Raw genomic sequence first — 17,089 nt, forward strand, 5'->3', positions numbered from 1 at the left:
CGTCAGCAACGATTCATCTGTCCGACATGGCGGGGGTCTGCGCAGTACAACCGCGCACGTCGGCGCTGTGTTCCGTGTCTGATACGCCGAGAGCGAACGGGCCGCCCGAACGCCGAAATGGCCCGTTCAGGGACTTGGCGTCGAACCCGCGCCGGACGCGGTGAACAACGGTAGCCTTCCAGAAATGAGTGATGGCGCTCGGCCGCATCCCTCCGACCGGGACACCGGTCCGCATCCGGAAGCCTCCACGGGCTCCGTCAACAAGGTCGTCTTCGCCGCGTCCGCGGTCATCGTCCTCGCGTTCGCGATCTGGGCGTTGGCCGCCCCGGAGGCCGCCGAGAGCGTGATCGGCGACGTTCGCGATTTCATCACCCGCTGGTTCGGGTGGTGGTACTTCATCCTGGCCACCGGCATCGTCGCGGTCGTGGTGTTCGTCGGGGCCAGCAAGTACGGCCGCTACCGCCTCGGGCCCGAGGAGTCGCGCCCCGAATACAGTCTGTTCACCTGGACCGCGATGTTGTTCGCGGCCGGCATCGGCATCGACCTCATGTTCTTCTCGGTCGCCGAGCCGGTGACCCACTTCCTGGCTCCGCCGACCGGACCTCCCGAGACCAACTTCGCCGCCCGCGAGGCCGTGACCTGGACGGTGTTCCACTACGGCGTCACCGGCTGGGCGATGTATGCCCTGATGGGTGGCGCGCTGGCGTACTTCGCCTTCCGCCACAACCTGCCGCTGACCATCCGGGCCGCGCTGTATCCGATCTTCGGCCGGCGCGTGGAGGGCCGCTGGGGTGACGCCATCGACGTCGCAGCTGTGCTGGGCACCATCTTCGGGATCGCCACGTCGCTCGGCATCGGGGTGGTGCAGCTCAACTTCGGGCTGGAAGAGATCTTCGGGATCTCGCAGGGCAAGGGAGCGCAGATCGGGCTGATCATCCTGTCCGTCGTCGTCGCGACCGCATCGGCGATCTCGGGTGTGGACCGCGGAATCCGCCGACTCTCCGAGATCAACGTGATCCTGGCGATCTTCCTGCTCGTCTACATCCTGATCGCGGGCCGCAGCGACTTCCTGCTCAACGCGCTGGCGCTCAACGCCGGCGACTACGTGTCGACCTTCCTCGACCGCACGCTGGACACGTTCGCGTGGGATCAGATCAATCCGCCCCCGAACAATGACGCGCAGGCGTTCGTCGACGGCTGGACACTGTTCTTCTGGGCGTGGTGGGTCGCGTGGGCACCGTTCGTGGGATTGTTCCTCGCCCGCATCTCGCGGGGTCGCACGCTTCGGCAGTTCATGTTCGGTGTGCTCGTGGTGCCGTTCAGCTTCATCCTGTTGTGGGTGTCGATCTTCGGCAACAGCGCCCTCGAGGTGGCGCGCGGCAACGCCGACTTCGCCGAGATCACCGCCACGGCGCCTGAGGCGGGTTTCTATTCGCTGCTCGAGGAGTACCCGGGGTCGACGCTGCTGATCGGGGTCGCGACCATCACGGGTCTGCTGTTCTACATCACCAGCGCCGACTCCGGGTCCCTCGTGATGGGTAACTTCACGTCACGATTGCCCGACCCGATGGCCGACTGCGCACGCTCGATCCGCGTCTTCTGGTCCCTGGCGATCGGTCTGCTGACGTTGTCGATGCTGTTCGCCGGCGGCGGCGACGGGTCGATCCTGACCCTGCAGGCCGCGACCGTGATCATGGGCCTGCCGTTCTCCTTCGTCCTCGCGCTGATCTGCATCTCGCTGCTCAAGGCGCTTCGTACCGAGTCGTACAAGCTGGACAGTTTCCGGACGACGCTGCCGAACCTGATCGCCGCGGGGCGTGGGGCGGCCGATCAGGGCGGATGGCGCCAACGTCTGTTGGGCACCCTGCGTCATCCGGGTCCGGCGGCGACCCAGCGGTTCATCACCAGCTCGGTGGTCCCGGCGATGCACGAGGTCGCCGGCGAGTTCGCCAAGGAGGGCATCACCGCAACGGTGGACGAATCCGGCAGCAACGAAGGGGTGTCTTCGCCGCGGCTGGTCGTGGACCTCGCGGAGGAACCGCGTTTCGACTACTGCGTGTGGCCGACATCGGCGCCGACACCGACCTTCGCGGTCCGCACCCAGTCGCACGACGACAGGTACTTCCGCTGCGAGGTGTACCTGTCGGAGGGCTCGCAGGGTTACTCGCTCAACGGCTACAGCCGCGAACAGATCATCGGCGACATCCTCGATCAGTACGAGCGCCATCTCGGATATCTGCATCTGCGACGGTCGGCCACCGGGAACGTCGAGTCCGACGGTGTGGTCGAAGCGCCCACCGACGATCCGGAAGGAGCCCCCTCCCCATGACCGACACCCTCTACATCGACGGTCAGTGGAGACCGTCGATGTCCGGGGAGAAACGCGAAATCCGCTGTCCCGCAGACGGTTCACTGGTAGGTGTGGTCGCCGAGGCCGATCGCGACGACACCGAGGCCGCGATCGCCGCGGCACGCCGCGCCTTCGACGACGGACCGTGGCGGGCCACCTCGGCCACCGAACGCGGCGATCTGCTGCTCCGGGTGTCGGCCGAGATCGACTCGCGGCGCGACGAGTTCGTGCGCGCCGAGACCGACGACACCGGCAAGCGGCCGTACGAGTCGGACATCGACATGACCGACATCGCCAACTGCTTCCGCTATTTCGGCAAACTCGCCGCCGAGGAGGCGGGCCGCATCGTCGATGCCGGGTCCGCCGACGTCGATTCCCGGGTGGTGTACGAACCGATCGGTGTCTGCGGGCTGATCACGCCGTGGAACTACCCACTGCTGCAGGCCGCCTGGAAGATCGCACCGGCACTCGCCGCCGGGAACACATTCGTCCTGAAACCCGCCGAACTGACCCCGCACACCGCGATTCTGATCATGCGGGTCCTGCACGATCTCGGGGTGCCTCCCGGGGTCGCGAACCTTGTTCTGGGCGCGGGCGCCACCGCCGGGGCTCCCCTCTCCTCACATCCGGACGTGGATCTGGTGTCGTTCACCGGCGGCCTCGCGACCGGACGCATCATCGCGCGTGAGGCTGCCGCGACGGTCAAGAAGGTGGCGCTCGAATTGGGTGGGAAGAACCCGAATGTCGTCTTCGCCGACGCCTGCGACACCGACGAGCGTCTCGCCGCGTCCGTGGACAACGCGCTCAACGCGGCATTCCTGCACTCGGGTCAGGTCTGTTCGGCGGGAGCGCGTCTGATCATCGAGGAACCCGCCCACGACTGGTTCGTCACCGAACTCGTCCGCCGTGCCGAACAGATCCGGCTGGGACTTCCGTACGCGGAGGGCACCGAGACGGGACCGCTCATCTCGGCGCAGCATCGCGACAAGGTGCACGCCTACGTCGAGCAGGCCCGCGCCGACGGTGCCGAGATCCTCACCGGCGGCGCATTCGCCACCGGCGATCACGGTTCAGGCGCGCTCGACGACGGGTACTTCTATCCACCGACCGTCATCGACCGTGCGGACGCCACGATGGCCTGCGTCCACGACGAGGCGTTCGGGCCGACCGTGACCGTCGAGACGTTCACCGACGAGGACGAGGCGGTCACCATCGCCAACGACACCGAGTATGGACTGGCCGGTGCGGTGTGGTCGTCGGATTCCGCGCGGGCACGCCGGATCGCCTCCCGACTTCGACACGGAACGGTCTGGGTCAACGACTTCGGACCCTATCTGCCACAGGCGGAATGGGGCGGTTTCGGACACTCCGGGATCGGCCGCGAACTCGGACCGTCCGGACTCGACGAATACCGTGAGGCCAAACACGTCTACGAGAACCTCCGACCCGGTGTGACCGGCTGGTTCAGCGAGAGAGGAAGCAACGGTGAGTGACGCGGACCAGGCCTACGACTACCTGATCGTCGGCGGCGGATCCGCGGGCGCCGCGGTCGCGGCACGGCTCTCCGAGGACGCGGACGTCAGCGTGTGCCTGCTCGAGGCGGGTCCGTCCGACGTCGGCGACGACGCGATCCTGCAACTCGACCGGTGGATGGAGCTGCTCGAGTCGGGCTACGACTGGGATTACCCCATCGAGCCGCAGGAGAACGGCAACGACTTCATGCGGCACGCCCGGGCGAAGGTCCTCGGCGGATGCAGTTCCCACAACAGCTGCATCGCATTCTGGGCACCACGCGAGGATCTCGACGACTGGGAGAACGAGTTCGGCTGCACCGGTTGGGGTTCTGACTCCGTGTACCGTCTTTATCCGCAGATCGAGACCAACGACGCCCCCGGCGATCACCACGGACGCAGCGGGCCCGTGCACCTGATGACCGTGCCTCCCGATGACCCCTGCGGCGTGGCCGTCCTCGACGCCTGCGAGGCAGTCGGCATCCCGCGCGCCGAATTCAACAGCGGCGCAACGGTGATCAACGGCGCCAACTTCTTCCAGATCAACCGACGACCCGACGGTGTGCGGTCGTCGTCGTCGGTCAGCTACCTGCATCCCATCCTCGACCGCCCCAATCTGACGGTCCGTACCGGGGCGTGGGTCAAGCGAATCGTCATCGAGCACAGCGACGGCGCCCCACGAGCCGTGGGCGTGGAGCTGACCGACAATGCGTTCGGTCGCACGGTCACGCTGCGTGCCGACCGCGAGGTCATCATCTCCGCCGGCGCCATCGACACACCGAAACTGTTGATGCTCTCCGGGATCGGTCCGACCGTCCACCTGCGTGAGCACGGGATCGACGTCGTCGTCGACGCGCCGGGAGTCGGCGCGAATCTGCAAGACCACCCCGAGGGGGTCATCGGATTCGAGACCACCCGGCCGATGACCCGGGAATCCACCCAATGGTGGGAGGCGGGGATCTTCACCACCACGGTCGACGGCCTCGATCGCCCCGACCTGATGATGCATTACGGCAGCGTCCCGTTCGACATGCACACCCTCCGGCAGGGTTACCCCACCAGCGAGAACACCTTCTGCCTCACACCCAATGTCACGCATGCCCGTTCGCGCGGGACCATCCGGTTGCGGTCGCGGGACTTCCGTGACAAACCACGCGTCGACCCGCGGTATTTCACCGACCCGGACGGTCACGACATGCAGGTGATGATCGCCGGCATCCGCAAAGCGCGAGAGATCGCAGCGGCGGCCCCACTCGCGGATTGGGTTGCACGCGAACTGTATCCGGGACCAGACACCACGTCGGACGACGAGCTCGCCGACTACATCCGCCGAACACACAACACTGTGTATCACCCGGTCGGCACCGTCCGCATGGGACCCGCGGACGACCCGATGTCGCCGCTGGACCCCGAATTGCGGGTGAAAGGTGTCAACGGGCTCCGGGTGGCGGACGCCTCGGTGTTCCCGGCGCACACCACGGTCAATCCCAACATCACGGTGATGCTGGTCGGCGAACGATGTGCCGAACTGATCGCGGCGAAAGGATGACGGTGTCGAACGAGTCCGGATGGCCCACGATCCCGGTCAGCGAGTGGGCCGACACCCGTGACACGATCCAGCTGATGACGCAGGTCGTCGGCAAGGTCCGGATGGTCAACACCGAGGTGATGAGCCATTGGTGGAATGTCGTCCTCTACGTCTCGAGCCGCGGCATGACGACCGGACTCATCCCGTACGGGAACCGTGGCTTCAGCATGGATTTCGATTTCGTCGACCATCAGCTGGTCGTCCTGACGACCGATGGCCGCCGGCAGTCGATCCCTCTGCGCGAACGGCCGATCGCCGATTTCTATCGCGACGTCATGGCCACGCTCGACGACCTCGACCTCTCGACGGACATCTGGACCATGCCCGTCGAGATCCCCGGCGCGATCCCGCTCGACACCGACCGCGACCATTCGGCGTACGATCCCGATGCGGCCCAACGCTTCTGGCTCGCGTTGGTACAGATCAACCGGGTGTTCGACAGCTTCCGATCGCGCTATGTCGGCAAGGTCAGCCCCTCCCACTTCTTCTGGGGCGCTTGCGACATCGCCGTCACACGCTTTTCGGGCCGTCCGGCGCCGAAACATCCCGGCGGCGCCCCGAACTGCGGCCCCCACGTGATGTGGGAGGCCTACTCGCACGAGGTGTCGAGCGCCGGCTACTGGCCCGGCCCCGACGGCGAGGGCAGCTTCTACTCGTATGCCTATCCCGAACCCGACGGTTTCCGGACCGCCCGGGTTGGGCCTGCGGCCGCCTCGTTCGACGAATCGCTCGGCGAGTTCCTGTTGCCGTACACGGCCGTTCGCGAAGCGGCCGACCCGGATGCGGTTCTGCTCGAGTTCCTGCAGGACACCTACGCCGCGGCCGCCGATGCGGCGGGATGGGATCGAGGCGCGCTGGAACGCTGAGGCTTCAGACTCGCGGCAACGGTGCGTGATGCGTCGCCGCTACCCGCATCGCGCGGCGGTAGCTCACCTGTGGAATCCCGTCCTCGAGCGTCACCTGCGCCCGGACGTGATAGACGTGCGAGACGAGTTCCTCGGTGATCACATCGGCCGGTGTTCCCATCGCCACAATCGATCCGCGATCCAGGACGACGACACGATCGCAGAACATCGCGGCGAGATTCAGGTCGTGAATGGCGATGTAGCTGGTCATCGGCAACTCGGAGACCAGCGCGAGTAGCTCGAGTTGGTGCGAGATGTCGAGGTGATTGGTCGGTTCGTCGAGGAGCAGTTCATCGGGCTCCTGGGCGAGCGCCCGCGCGATCTGGACACGTTGCCGCTCACCGCCGGACAACGTATGCCACCGTCGGTGCCGGTGGTCGAGCATCCCGGTGTGCCCGAGAGCCCGTTCGATCGCGACGGTGTCCGCGGCCTCGTCACCGCCGAACGCGCCCCGATGCGGTATCCGGCCGAGCCGAACGACATCGGTCACGGTCACGTCCAGCTCGGTGTCCGCGTGCTGTTCGACTGTGGCTACCCTCCGCGCGATCTGCCGGCGGCGCAAGGAGCGGATGTCCGTGTCGTCGAGCAACACCTCACCGGAGTCCGGCTTCTCGACTCCCGCCAGCACGGTGAGCAGCGATGACTTCCCCGAGCCGTTGGGCCCGAGGAGCCCCATCGTCTCGCCCGGCGCAGGTTCGACCGTCACGCCGTCGAGGACGAGGTTCCCACCACGGCTCCAGCCGATGTGCTTGGCGTGCAGCGGCATCAGCAGCACCCCCGATCAGATACATGTCTCATGATCGACCCCGCATACGGAAGAGGATCAGCGCGAAAGCGGGGACACCGATCAACGCCGTGACGACACCGACCGGGATCTCCTGGGGCGCGAACAGGGTTCGGGCCACCGCGTCCACCCACACCATGAACACCGCACCGACCAGCGCGGTCGCGGGCAACAGGCGTCCGTGCCGCGGACCCACCAGGAACCGCGCCGCATGCGGCAACACCAGACCGACGAAACCGATTGCACCGGCGGCACTCACGAGCGACGCCGTGACCAGTGCGGTCACAGTGAGCAGCAGGATACGGATCTGCCGGACCGACACACCCAGCGACGCTGCCGCGGAGTTTCCGAACGTGAACGCATCCAGCGACGACGACACCGTCAGGCAGACAACGATTCCGAACAATGTCACCGCGCCGCACAAGACGACGTCGGTCCAGTCCGCCCCGCTGAGCGAGCCGAGCAACCAGAACAGGACGCCGCGAGTCTGCTCGGCGTCGGCCGACGACATCACGATGAATGACGTCAGGGCCGAGAACAGCTGCGTCCCTGCCACTCCGGCGAGGATGACCTTCGCCGTCCCGCCGCCGGCGCCGGCCGCGAGCGCGAGGACACACACGAAGGCCACCACCGCCCCGACGAATGCGCCGGTCGACAACGAGATCAGGCCACCGCCGATTCCCAGCACGGCCACCAGCACCGCGCCGGTCGAGGCACCGGACGAGATGCCGAGAACAAAGGGGTCCGCCAACGGGTTCCGCAGTAGAGACTGCATGATCGCGCCGCACAGCGCGAGACCCGCACCGCACACTGCGGCCAACAGTGTTCGTGGCAGCCGCAGTTCCCAGACGATGCCGTCCTGCAGCCGAGTGAGTCCCGACGTCCCGATGCCCCAGTGCTCGAGTATCACCGCGTACACGTCACGGACCGACAGACTCGCCGGTCCGATCGTGACCGTCACCGCGATCGACAGGAGCAGGAGAACCACACCGCCGACCAGCACGGTGGCGAACACAGTCCTCGATTCGGTCCACGGCGCCTTGGCGGGCGCGGCGCCGGCTGTTCCGGCGGCCGCGTCCCTCGGCGTCACGGGTGCACTCACGATTGCGGTTCGGCGAGATTCCACTGTCGAAGCGCCGTCGCGACCTTCTCGACCCCGTCGACGGTCCGGATGGTGGGATTCATGTCCGCGCCGTTGACGATGATGAAGCGTTCGTCGCGCACCGCTTCCATCTGTGAGGTGACCGGATTCGATTCGAGGAAGGCGATCTTGCTCTCGAGCGCGTCACCGTCGATACTGCGTCGGCTGAGGTCTGCCATGACCAGCGCGGTCGGGTTGCGGTCGGCCACCGTCTCCCACGTCACCTGTGGCCACTCGTCGGAGGTGTCGTCGAATACGTTTCTCGCGCCGACGGCATTGGTGATGACGCCGGACGACCCGCAGCACCCCGCCATGTAGGGCGTCTTGGTGTCCGCGAACCAGAACGCCAACGAGACGCCGGTCGCGTCGACCGACTCCGAGGCAGTGGTGTAGCGGTCCTGAAGTTCGGCGACGAACTCCTCGCCGCGTTCACGGACGTCGAAGATCGCCGCGAGCTCGCGGATCTCCTGATAGACACTGTCGAGCGTGTACGGAGTGGTGCGGGCGCCGTCGGCATTCGACGCCGAGGACACCTCTCCCGCGCAGCCGTTGTCGGTGGGCGACAAATACGTCGGTACACCGAGTTGTTCGTACTGGTCGCGACCGGCTTCGCCGCCGTCGCCGATCGACGATGCGAACGACGCGGTCACGAAGTCGGGCTCGGCATCGAGGACCACTTCCAGTGATGGCTTCTGATCGGACAGCCGCGGCACCGTCTCGTTGGCCTCGGCGAGGTTCTCACGGACCGGATCGGTCCACGTCGCAGTGCCGACCATCCGGTCCTCGAGGCCGAGGGAGAGCAGGATCTCGGTGGAGGCCTGGTTGAGGGACACGACCCGTTCCGGAGGGGCGTCAACCGTGACGCTTCGACCGCAGTTCTCGATGGTCACCGGGTAGCCGGCGGCCGTCGACGCATTGTCGCCGGAGTCGGAATCGGAGTCCGAGCTACCGCACCCGGCGACCACGAGGGCGGACACGGCGAGGGCAGTGGTCCAGCGAATCGCTGACTTGCGCATCAAGACGAATACTTCCTGCTCAAAGGCCCGTTCGCGGGGCCCGAAGTGAACCTGACCCGATCGTCGAGTAGCCGGACTCGCGTCACGCCCTTCACAAGCGGATGCTCACCGTTGCGCGTCAGTCCCGGATTCGCACCGGGTTCCCTCTCCGATCGGTGCCGCAGAGCGGCCGCGGTCACCATACACCGGGCCGTGCCCCGGCTCAGATCGCGAAGGAGTCGATGATGCGATTCAACACCGCCACGACGTCCTCGGTGGCCGCAGCCTTGTCCTCGGCCGCCGCGACATAGAGCGCCGACTCGTCGAGAGCTCCGATCGCGACGTGGGCGATCGGGCGGACCGGCTGGTCGGCGATCTGACCTGCCGCTATCGCCGCCAGCAGGATGCCCTCGATGAGGGCGAAGCCGAACTCCTCGCCCCGTGCGCGCCATTCGCTCCAGCCCAGGACGGCCGGGGCGTCGACCAAGGTGATCTGATGCACCGCCGGATCGGTGGCCCGTTCGAGGAACACACGTGACCCTGCCTTGAGCGCGCCGAGCGGATCGCTCGCGCCGATCTGCGCCACCTGTGTGGCGATCTCCGCGGTGATGTCCTGCTCCACCTGGTCGTAGACCGCGGCGAACAGTCCCTGCTTGTCCTTGAACTGGTGATAGAGCGCGCCCCGCGTGACGCCGGCCTCGGCGACGATCGACTGGGTGCCGACGGCGGCGTACCCGTGGTTGCCGAAGAGTGTGCGCCCCGCGGCCACGAGTGCTGCCCGGGTCGCGGCGGTGCGCTCGGCCTGGGTACGACGATTGACTTTCATACAGCTTGCACGTAACTTTCATACAGAGTGTTCGTAAGTTCTCCGAGTCTATCCGAGAGGCGGCACCCGCGATGACGACCACGATGTCGACGATCGATCTGCCCACCGCCACCATCGAATACGCGAGCCACGGCCCCGCCGACTCGCCCCACCCGCCGGTCGTGTTCGTCCACGGTGTCCTCGTCGATCACCGACTCTGGCAACCGACGGCTGAACTCCTCGCCGACGCCGGGTACCGCAGCATCGTGCCGACCCTGCCGCTGGGCGCGCACCACCTCCCGTGGGGGCCGACGGCGGACCGCAGCCCTCGTGGTGCGGCACGCCTGCTCCACGAGTTCATCGATGCATTGGATCTGTCCGGTGCGACCCTGGTCGCCAACGACACCGGCGGAGCGATCACACAGTTCGCCCTCGACGACGATCCGGACATCGTTCGCGCCGTGGTGTTCACCAATTGCGACGCCTTCGACCTCTTCCCGCCTCAACCGTTCCGACTGCTGTTCGCCCTGCTCCGGCAGCGACCGCTGCTCAAACCCCTCGCCGGGAGCATGCGGTGGCGTGCGCTGCGGCATTCACCACTCGGAGTGGGGCTCCTGATGAACCAGCCGGACCCAAAGCTCACGCGGTCGGTGTTCGAGCCCGTACAGACAGACGCCCGCATCCGAGACGATCTGATCGCGTTCCTGAAGGCGATCGACCCCGCGGAACTCGCCGAGGTCACCGCACGGATGTCGCGGGTACGGCTGCCGGTCACGATGGCGTGGGGCGCCGACGACCGGTGCTTCACCCCTGAGCACGGACGACGATTCGCCGCAGTCTTCCCGGACGCCCGCTTCGTCGAGGTGCCGAACGCCCGCACGTTCGTGTCGCTCGATCAGCCGCAGGCGGTGGCGGACGCCGTGGTGGCGACGTCGGCGCGGGTCTGACCTCGCCCGATCCCCGAGGAGATCCGGAGCCTGCGGAGGACCCGACCCCCTGGTCCCCGAGGAGATCCGGAGCCTGCGGAGGATCGTCACGAAGGGCCCTTCGAGACCCTTCGATACGCTCGCAAGCTCGCTACTCAGGGCGGCGCGCTCGCAAGCTCGCTCCTCAGGGACCGAGGGGGAACGCTCGCGACCACCGCGAAGAAATTCTCGGATCGGGCGTCGGATTCCGACCGCCACGAACGACGATGTAGATGTGAGCGGCGAACGAGAGGGTCCGCCCGGAGGCGGTGCGCCCGCGCTGCTGGCGGTGTACGACGATGCGCTGCCGGCGGTGTACGGCTACCTGTTCCGGCGGTGTTCGGACAGACGCGTCGCCGAGGACATCACCTCGGAGACGTTTCTCGCCGCGATGGACACCGTGCGCCGCGACGACGCGGCCAGGCCCACGACGGCTTGGCTGATCGGCGTGGCCCGGCACAAACTCGCCGACCACTGGCGCACGATGCAGCGCACACCGGAACCGGTCGAGGAGGTACCGGAACCGGCGGACGACCTCTGGGACGCCCATCTCGACCGTATGGTCGCCCATCACACCCTCGCCACGCTGTCACCGACACATCGCGCGGTGTTGACGCTGCGCTACGTCGACGACCTACCGGTCGGCGACTGCGCGGCGATCCTCGACCGCACCGTGGGCGCCACCGAAGCGCTGCTCACACGGGCCAAGCGGGCCTTCCGCGCGGCCTACCCGGAAAGCGACCGCCAGCCGGGCCGACCTCAGCGAACACGGAGAGGAGGTCACGCATGAACGCCCACGACGGCACCGGGCACGACAACACCGCATATCCCGGCGGTGCGACGCCACCCGACCCGTTCACCATTCTGCGGGCCGCCGACTCGCCGGGCTGGGCCGACCCGATCGCCCCCGACGCCGAGTTCGCCCGCCACCTGCGCGACCGACTCGAACGCGGGGCGACCCTACCCGAAGGAGTTGTCATGAGTACCACCCTCGACACCATCAGCACCACTGCCGAACCGGCGGTGGAACGCCCCGGCGCCCTGCCGTACCTGACCGTCGCCGATGCGCGTGCCGCGATCGATTGGTACGTCGCACATCTCGGCGCCCGACTGCGCGGAGAACCGATCGTCATGGGCGACGGCAGGATCGGCCACGCCGAACTCGAGATCGGTGGTGGTGCCGTCTATCTCGCCGACGAGTTCACCGAGATGGGCATGAGCGCACCACAACCGGGCCGGGTTCCGGTCAGTCTGATGCTGCCCGTCGACGACACTGATGCCGCGGTCTCCGCCGCCGAGCGCGGCGGTGCGGCGGTCACCCGGGAACCCTACGAGGGCTACGGCCATCGCAGCGGCACCGTCATCGACCCGTTCGGGCACCGGTGGATGCTCACCGGACCGTCGAAGGCAGGATCGGCGCCCGATCGCATCCGCACCGGCGACCTCGTGTACATGTCGTTGCAGACGCCGGACGTCGAGCGGGCGGCACGCTTTTATGGAGCCGTGCTGGGCTGGGAGTTCGATCCGGTCCGGCGTCAGGTCACGAATCTCGGTCACCGACTGGGCATCTCGCAGGCCGGCGACTACGGCGAGCACACCCTGTACTGCGTGTATGCGGTCGATGATTTCGACACCGCGCGTGCGGCGATCTTGGCCGCCGGCGGCAGCGCCGGCGAGGTCTCCGAAGTCGGTCAGGAGGGGCGGCGGGTTCTCGACGCCGTCGATAATCAGGGTGTGGCGTTCTCGGTGCACGTCCCGGCCGACGACGAACCCCGACCCGACTCCCACCCCCGCGGTGTGGGCGAGATGTCGTACCTCACGCTGCTGACCCCCGACAGCGCGCGATTCCGCGCCTTCTACGGTGCGGCATTGGGCTGGACGTTCCGCGGTGGCCGCATGGACGACGGGTGGGAGGCCGACGACGTCCGTCCGCAGATCGGAATCGCCGGCGGGGCCGATCGGTCGGTCGCCGTACCGATGTGGAACACCGACAACGTCGACGCCGCCCTCGAACGTCTACGATCCGCGGGGGGCAGGATCATCGACGAACCCGACCGCAAGCCGTACGGGGTGATGGCCTTCTGCGCCGACGACCAGGGCACCGAGTTCTATCTCGGCCAGCTCTACTGACCGCGCGTCTGCAGCAGCCCGAGGATCATCACCGCGAAACCGGCGGTGGCGATCACCGCCCGGATGAGGTTCCAGCGCACCCACGGTCCGACGAAATCCGCCCAGACCGTGGGTGCGTCGGCTGCGGGGACGTCACCTGCGGCGACGAGACGGTTGTTCAACGGCACGTTAACGGCCGCGGTGATCACCACGGCCATCAACGTGAGCACGACCCCGGCGATGAGCCACCACCGCATCGCGTCGCCCCACCAGAGAAGCACGGCCACGATTCCGAAACCGACAGCGCCGAAGAAGATCACCGCGAACACCGGATTGATGATCGCGTCATTGATGCGCTGCATCGCCGGGACGGCGGCCGGCGCACCCGCGCGCTGGAGGCCGGGCATCACCGCGTAGGCGAACGCGGCGAGGAGCCCGGCGACCAGCCCGGTGGTGGTGATCGCGAAAACCAGGACGATGTCGCGAAGGATGTTCATCGCGCGACCTGATCCTCGTGGGCGGGCGCAGTCGCCATCGACTCCGCGAATGCCGAGAAATCTGTCGCCGGGCGGCCGAGGACCCGGGCGACGTCGTCGGAGACATGCGAGTTCCGGCCGTCGAACAACGTGCCGAACAGTGCCAGTAGCAGCCCGATCTCGGCGTCGGGAACATCGAACTGCTGCAGCAGTTCTCGATAATCGTCGAGACCCACACGGGTGTAGGCGATCTCGGTGCCGCGAGCTCGGCCGATCTCGGCTGCGACGTCGGCGAAGGTGAGCAGACGCGGCCCGGTCAGCTCGTAGGTCCGGCCGGCGTGTGGATTGCCGGCGGGCGAATCGTCGAGGAGCGCGGCCACCGCGACCTCGGCGATGTCGTCGGCATCGATGAACGGCTCACCCACCGCCGGAACGGGAAGCGTCAACGAACCCATGGCCACCTCGGGTGCGAATCCGCCCTCGGAGAAGTTCTGATCGAACCACGCGCACGACAACACCGTCGACTCGATGCGGCTCTCGTGCACCAACCGGCCGGCCTCGGCGGCCTCCGGTTCACCGCGCCCGGCGAGCAGGACCAGACGCGTCACTCCGGCCGATTCGGCCATCCGGACGAACTCCGCGATGTCGTCGGTCGCGCCGGGAACGATGAGATCCGGTTGATACGAGATGTAGACGGGGCCGACGCCGGTGAGCGCCGGCATCCAGGTGGATCGGTCGGTCCAGTCGAAACGGGTCGCGCTCGACCGGCTCGCGCCGCGGACGGGGTGGCCGCGCCGGGCGAGGAGGTCGGCCACCCGACGGCCGGTCTTGCCGGTCGCCCCCACCACGAGGACGGGAGCCACCGGGGCTGTACGTGCAGTGTCTGGTGTTGCTGAGTTCTGTGTCATGAACTCAGTCCACACCGGAACGCCGAGACGATCCATGGTCGATCGGCTCGATTTCATACGTGATCGTCTCACCGGTCGTAGACTCGCTCACATGGACGCTCTCGGCAGCCTCTTGAACGGTCCCCGCGCGCAGGCGCCGATGATGCTGCGCATGGTCATGCGATCCCCGTGGTCGGTGCGGATCGAGGACACCGCCCCGCTGACCGTCGTCGCCGTCACCCGCGGGTCGTCGGTGCTGACCTACGACAACGGCACCAGCCATCACGTCCGCCCCGGCGACGTCGCTCTGATCCGGGGCACGCATCCGTACACGATCGGTGACGCCGAAGGCACCGATTGGGTGGCGCGGATCGATGCCCACGGCGACTGCTACGACCCGACCGGCACCCACAGCGTGGCCGACGACATGTGCTTCGGGGTGCGCTCGTGGGGCAACACCCCCGACGACTCCGACGCCGCCGCGATCATGCTCATCGGCACGTACTCCAGTGGCGAGGTCAGCGAACGCCTTCTGAACGCGCTGGACCGGATCACCCTCGTCCCGATGGCCGACCATCCGCTCATCTCGTTGATGGACGACGAGATCGTGCGTGATTCGCCGGCTCAGGAGGCGGTGCTGAACCGTCTGCTCGACCTGCTGCTCATCACCGGTTTGCGCCAATCGATGGAGGGCGGCCACCTCCGTGCCACCCAGTGGTACCGGGCGCACTCCGATCCCGTGGTCGGGCAGGCGCTGCGACTGTTGCACAACAGTGTCGACAAGCCGTGGACCGTCGGGACGCTGGCCGCCGCCGCGGGGGTGTCCCGAGCGGTCATGGCGCGTCGCTTCGCCGACCTCGTCGGGGAACCTCCGATGGCCTACCTCACCCACTGGCGTCTCTCGGTGGCCGCTGACCTCCTCGCCGACCACGACAGGTCGTTGAGCAGCATTGCCCGGCAGGTCGGCTACTCCAGTCCGTTCGCCTTCAGCGCAGCTTTCAAACGCCACCGTGGCCTGAGTCCGGCCGCGTTCCGCGCCCAGGCCACGACCGATCGACTCGCCGCCCGGCCGGAGGCCGCCCAGACCACATGATTCACTGATGGCCATGCCCGCCCGATCACCGATGCCCGATCTCGCGCGGCGCCTGCCCTTCGGCATCGGCACCGTCACCATGGTCCTCGTCGCCGCGATGATCGCGACGGTCGGCGTGGTGCTCGCCATCGGCACCCCGGAGAACCAGCAACAGGAGTATGTCGCCGGCCAGCTTCGGGGCTACGAACGCGAACCCGACGACGCGTGGACGCACTCCGACGAGACCTTGCCGGACTATCAGACCGGCGGTGGGATCGAGGTCGCGGACACCCACGCCGATCAGTGGCTGCTCAGCTACCCGTCGGGGCTGGGTCGGGCCTATCAGCTCGTCGACAAGCGCTCGGGCGCAACGATCTGGGGGGAGCCTGTCGTCGCCGGCCTCGGAGATTGCGCGTTCGACGAGTTCGGGCAGGTGGGATGCGCCGTCAAGGTCGGCGGTATCCCCGACGGCTTCTACCTCGTCGACGACGACGGCCCCGGCTCCCCGACAGCGCTCGACGACACGAAGCAGGTCGTCGGCCTGGGTACCAACTATCTTCGGATCGACCAGGCCGGGTATCAGGTCACGCTGCGCACCCCCAACGGTCGCGAGCTCTGGTCGCGGACGTTCGCCGCGGCCGCAACCGCCGACGTGCGCCCGGACGGCGTGCTGTTGGTGACGACCGCCGACGGCGGCCGGTTCGTTCTCGACCCGGACACCGGCGCCGACCGACTCTCGTGCACGCAGTGCACCATCACGACATATCCCAGCGGAATCGCCGTCCAGTACAACGAGTTCGGACAGGAGCGCGTCGAGACCCACGCTGTCGAGGGTGGAGTCGTCCGGACGCCGCCGACCACTGTGGCCGAAGGTCTGCGCATCGTCCCCGGCCCGTCGGTGCTGCCGGTGCTCACCGGAACCGGCGACGGCCAGGTGCAGGCCACGCAGGGTCGCTACGAGATCCGCGATCCCTCGCGGTCGGAGGCGCTGTGGCAGATCACCGACCCCGAGTTGTCGAAGGCCAACACCAAGCCGTGCGGCACCGAGGTCGCGTTCGCGCTCAAGGACCGGTCGCGGGTGTTCTACACGCTCGCCGACGGCGAACGGGTCGGTGGGATGGAGCCGCCCAGCTTCGATGCACCGGCGGAGAATCTCGACAATCTGAACTGCATCGGTTCTGCCGGAACCGAACTCGTCTTCGCCAATCCCGATCAGGTGACCGCGGTCGATACGGAGAGCGGCGAGATCACCTGGACGCGACCCATCATCGGGTCCGCCGAGGCGGTCGACGGCTATGTCGTCCTGAGGCAGGGAACCACCCTCACCGTGTTGCGACCGAACTGATCGTCGCCGAAATCGTGTGGCGGGTATCACAGCGACACCTGCCGACTCGCTGACCTGCTCAGCGAGCGGAGCCGATCAGCGACCGATCAGGAACCTCTCAGAATCGGTAACGGCACCGTAACGGCCGGCGGACGATCTGATGTACGGTCGAGCGCG

Annotated in this window: 15 protein-coding genes and 1 riboswitch; of the genes, 9 read left to right on the forward strand and 6 right to left on the reverse strand. The window is 67.4% G+C overall.

Features of this window, described 5'->3' with window-relative positions:
* Positions 1-184: 184 nt before the first annotated feature.
* The 4 genes from betT to VZC37_RS05305 are packed head-to-tail and all read left to right on the forward strand — an operon-like array spanning position 185 to position 6,315.
* On the forward strand, positions 185-2,329 hold the full coding sequence (gene betT, locus VZC37_RS05290) for a choline BCCT transporter BetT (RefSeq protein ID WP_330431353.1): 2,145 nt from the start codon (positions 185-187) through the stop codon (positions 2,327-2,329).
* Positions 2,326-3,843 (forward strand): aldehyde dehydrogenase family protein, encoded by a 1,518-nt coding sequence (locus VZC37_RS05295; protein WP_330431354.1) that lies wholly within the window; start codon positions 2,326-2,328, stop codon positions 3,841-3,843. Before betT ends, VZC37_RS05295 begins: the two co-directional genes overlap by 4 nt.
* Positions 3,836-5,410: a GMC family oxidoreductase gene (locus tag VZC37_RS05300; RefSeq protein ID WP_330431355.1), complete on the forward strand. Its 1,575-nt coding sequence runs from the start codon at positions 3,836-3,838 to the stop codon at positions 5,408-5,410. Before VZC37_RS05295 ends, VZC37_RS05300 begins: the two co-directional genes overlap by 8 nt.
* Positions 5,407-6,315, forward strand: coding sequence for a DUF5996 family protein (locus tag VZC37_RS05305; RefSeq protein ID WP_330431356.1), 909 nt, complete (start codon positions 5,407-5,409; stop codon positions 6,313-6,315). Before VZC37_RS05300 ends, VZC37_RS05305 begins: the two co-directional genes overlap by 4 nt.
* A 4-nt stretch (positions 6,316-6,319) precedes the next feature.
* On the opposite strand, the gene VZC37_RS05310 is transcribed toward VZC37_RS05305, so the two are convergent.
* The 4 genes from VZC37_RS05310 to VZC37_RS05325 all read right to left on the reverse strand — a co-directional run bounded on the left by VZC37_RS05310 (position 6,320) and on the right by VZC37_RS05325 (position 10,100).
* The gene (locus VZC37_RS05310) at positions 6,320-7,120 is read right to left on the reverse strand and encodes an ABC transporter ATP-binding protein (RefSeq protein WP_330431357.1); all 801 of its coding nucleotides are present in this window, start codon (positions 7,118-7,120) and stop codon (positions 6,320-6,322) included.
* Positions 7,121-7,148: 28 nt separating this feature from the next.
* The gene (locus VZC37_RS05315; RefSeq protein WP_330431713.1) at positions 7,149-8,153 is read right to left on the reverse strand and encodes a FecCD family ABC transporter permease; all 1,005 of its coding nucleotides are present in this window, start codon (positions 8,151-8,153) and stop codon (positions 7,149-7,151) included.
* An 83-nt stretch (positions 8,154-8,236) separates the two neighbouring features.
* Positions 8,237-9,295 (reverse strand): ABC transporter substrate-binding protein, encoded by a 1,059-nt coding sequence (locus VZC37_RS05320; protein ID WP_330431358.1) that lies wholly within the window; start codon positions 9,293-9,295, stop codon positions 8,237-8,239.
* Between the two features lie 45 nt (positions 9,296-9,340).
* A riboswitch (cobalamin riboswitch) is annotated at positions 9,341-9,480 on the reverse strand.
* A 17-nt stretch (positions 9,481-9,497) separates the two neighbouring features.
* Positions 9,498-10,100, reverse strand: coding sequence for a TetR/AcrR family transcriptional regulator (locus tag VZC37_RS05325; RefSeq protein ID WP_330431359.1), 603 nt, complete (start codon positions 10,098-10,100; stop codon positions 9,498-9,500).
* Between the two features lie 71 nt (positions 10,101-10,171).
* Between VZC37_RS05325 and VZC37_RS05330 the strand changes: the two genes are divergently transcribed.
* The 3 genes from VZC37_RS05330 to VZC37_RS05340 all read left to right on the forward strand — a co-directional run bounded on the left by VZC37_RS05330 (position 10,172) and on the right by VZC37_RS05340 (position 13,174).
* Positions 10,172-11,026: an alpha/beta fold hydrolase gene (locus VZC37_RS05330; RefSeq protein ID WP_330431360.1), complete on the forward strand. Its 855-nt coding sequence runs from the start codon at positions 10,172-10,174 to the stop codon at positions 11,024-11,026.
* A gap of 253 nt (positions 11,027-11,279) precedes the next feature.
* The gene (locus VZC37_RS05335) at positions 11,280-11,834 is read left to right on the forward strand and encodes an RNA polymerase sigma factor (RefSeq protein WP_431309320.1); all 555 of its coding nucleotides are present in this window, start codon (positions 11,280-11,282) and stop codon (positions 11,832-11,834) included.
* Positions 11,831-13,174, forward strand: coding sequence for a VOC family protein (locus tag VZC37_RS05340; protein WP_330431361.1), 1,344 nt, complete (start codon positions 11,831-11,833; stop codon positions 13,172-13,174). Before VZC37_RS05335 ends, VZC37_RS05340 begins: the two co-directional genes overlap by 4 nt.
* Here the strand turns inward: VZC37_RS05340 and VZC37_RS05345 are convergent.
* Together VZC37_RS05345 and VZC37_RS05350 are read right to left on the reverse strand one after the other, a co-directional pair.
* Positions 13,168-13,650, reverse strand: a complete 483-nt coding sequence (locus tag VZC37_RS05345; protein ID WP_330431362.1) for an anthrone oxygenase family protein — start codon at positions 13,648-13,650, stop codon at positions 13,168-13,170. The two genes, VZC37_RS05340 and VZC37_RS05345, sit on opposite strands and share 7 nt — an antisense overlap.
* Complete coding sequence (locus tag VZC37_RS05350; protein WP_330431363.1) at positions 13,647-14,492, reverse strand: NAD-dependent epimerase/dehydratase family protein; 846 nt, start codon at positions 14,490-14,492, stop codon at positions 13,647-13,649. The genes VZC37_RS05345 and VZC37_RS05350 overlap by 4 nt, the downstream gene beginning before the upstream one ends.
* Before the next feature lie 136 nt (positions 14,493-14,628).
* On the opposite strand from VZC37_RS05350, the gene VZC37_RS05355 reads away from it, so the two are divergent.
* Together VZC37_RS05355 and VZC37_RS05360 are read left to right on the forward strand one after the other, a co-directional pair.
* Entirely contained in the window at positions 14,629-15,609 is a 981-nt protein-coding gene (locus tag VZC37_RS05355) for an AraC family transcriptional regulator (RefSeq protein ID WP_330431364.1), read from the forward strand.
* A 7-nt stretch (positions 15,610-15,616) separates the two neighbouring features.
* On the forward strand, positions 15,617-16,933 hold the full coding sequence (locus tag VZC37_RS05360) for a hypothetical protein (protein WP_330431365.1): 1,317 nt from the start codon (positions 15,617-15,619) through the stop codon (positions 16,931-16,933).
* The last annotated feature ends 156 nt before the right edge of the window (positions 16,934-17,089 follow it).

This window comes from Gordonia sesuvii (assembly GCF_036350415.1).
In the GTDB taxonomy this organism is placed as follows: Bacteria; Actinomycetota; Actinomycetes; order Mycobacteriales; family Mycobacteriaceae; genus Gordonia; species Gordonia sesuvii.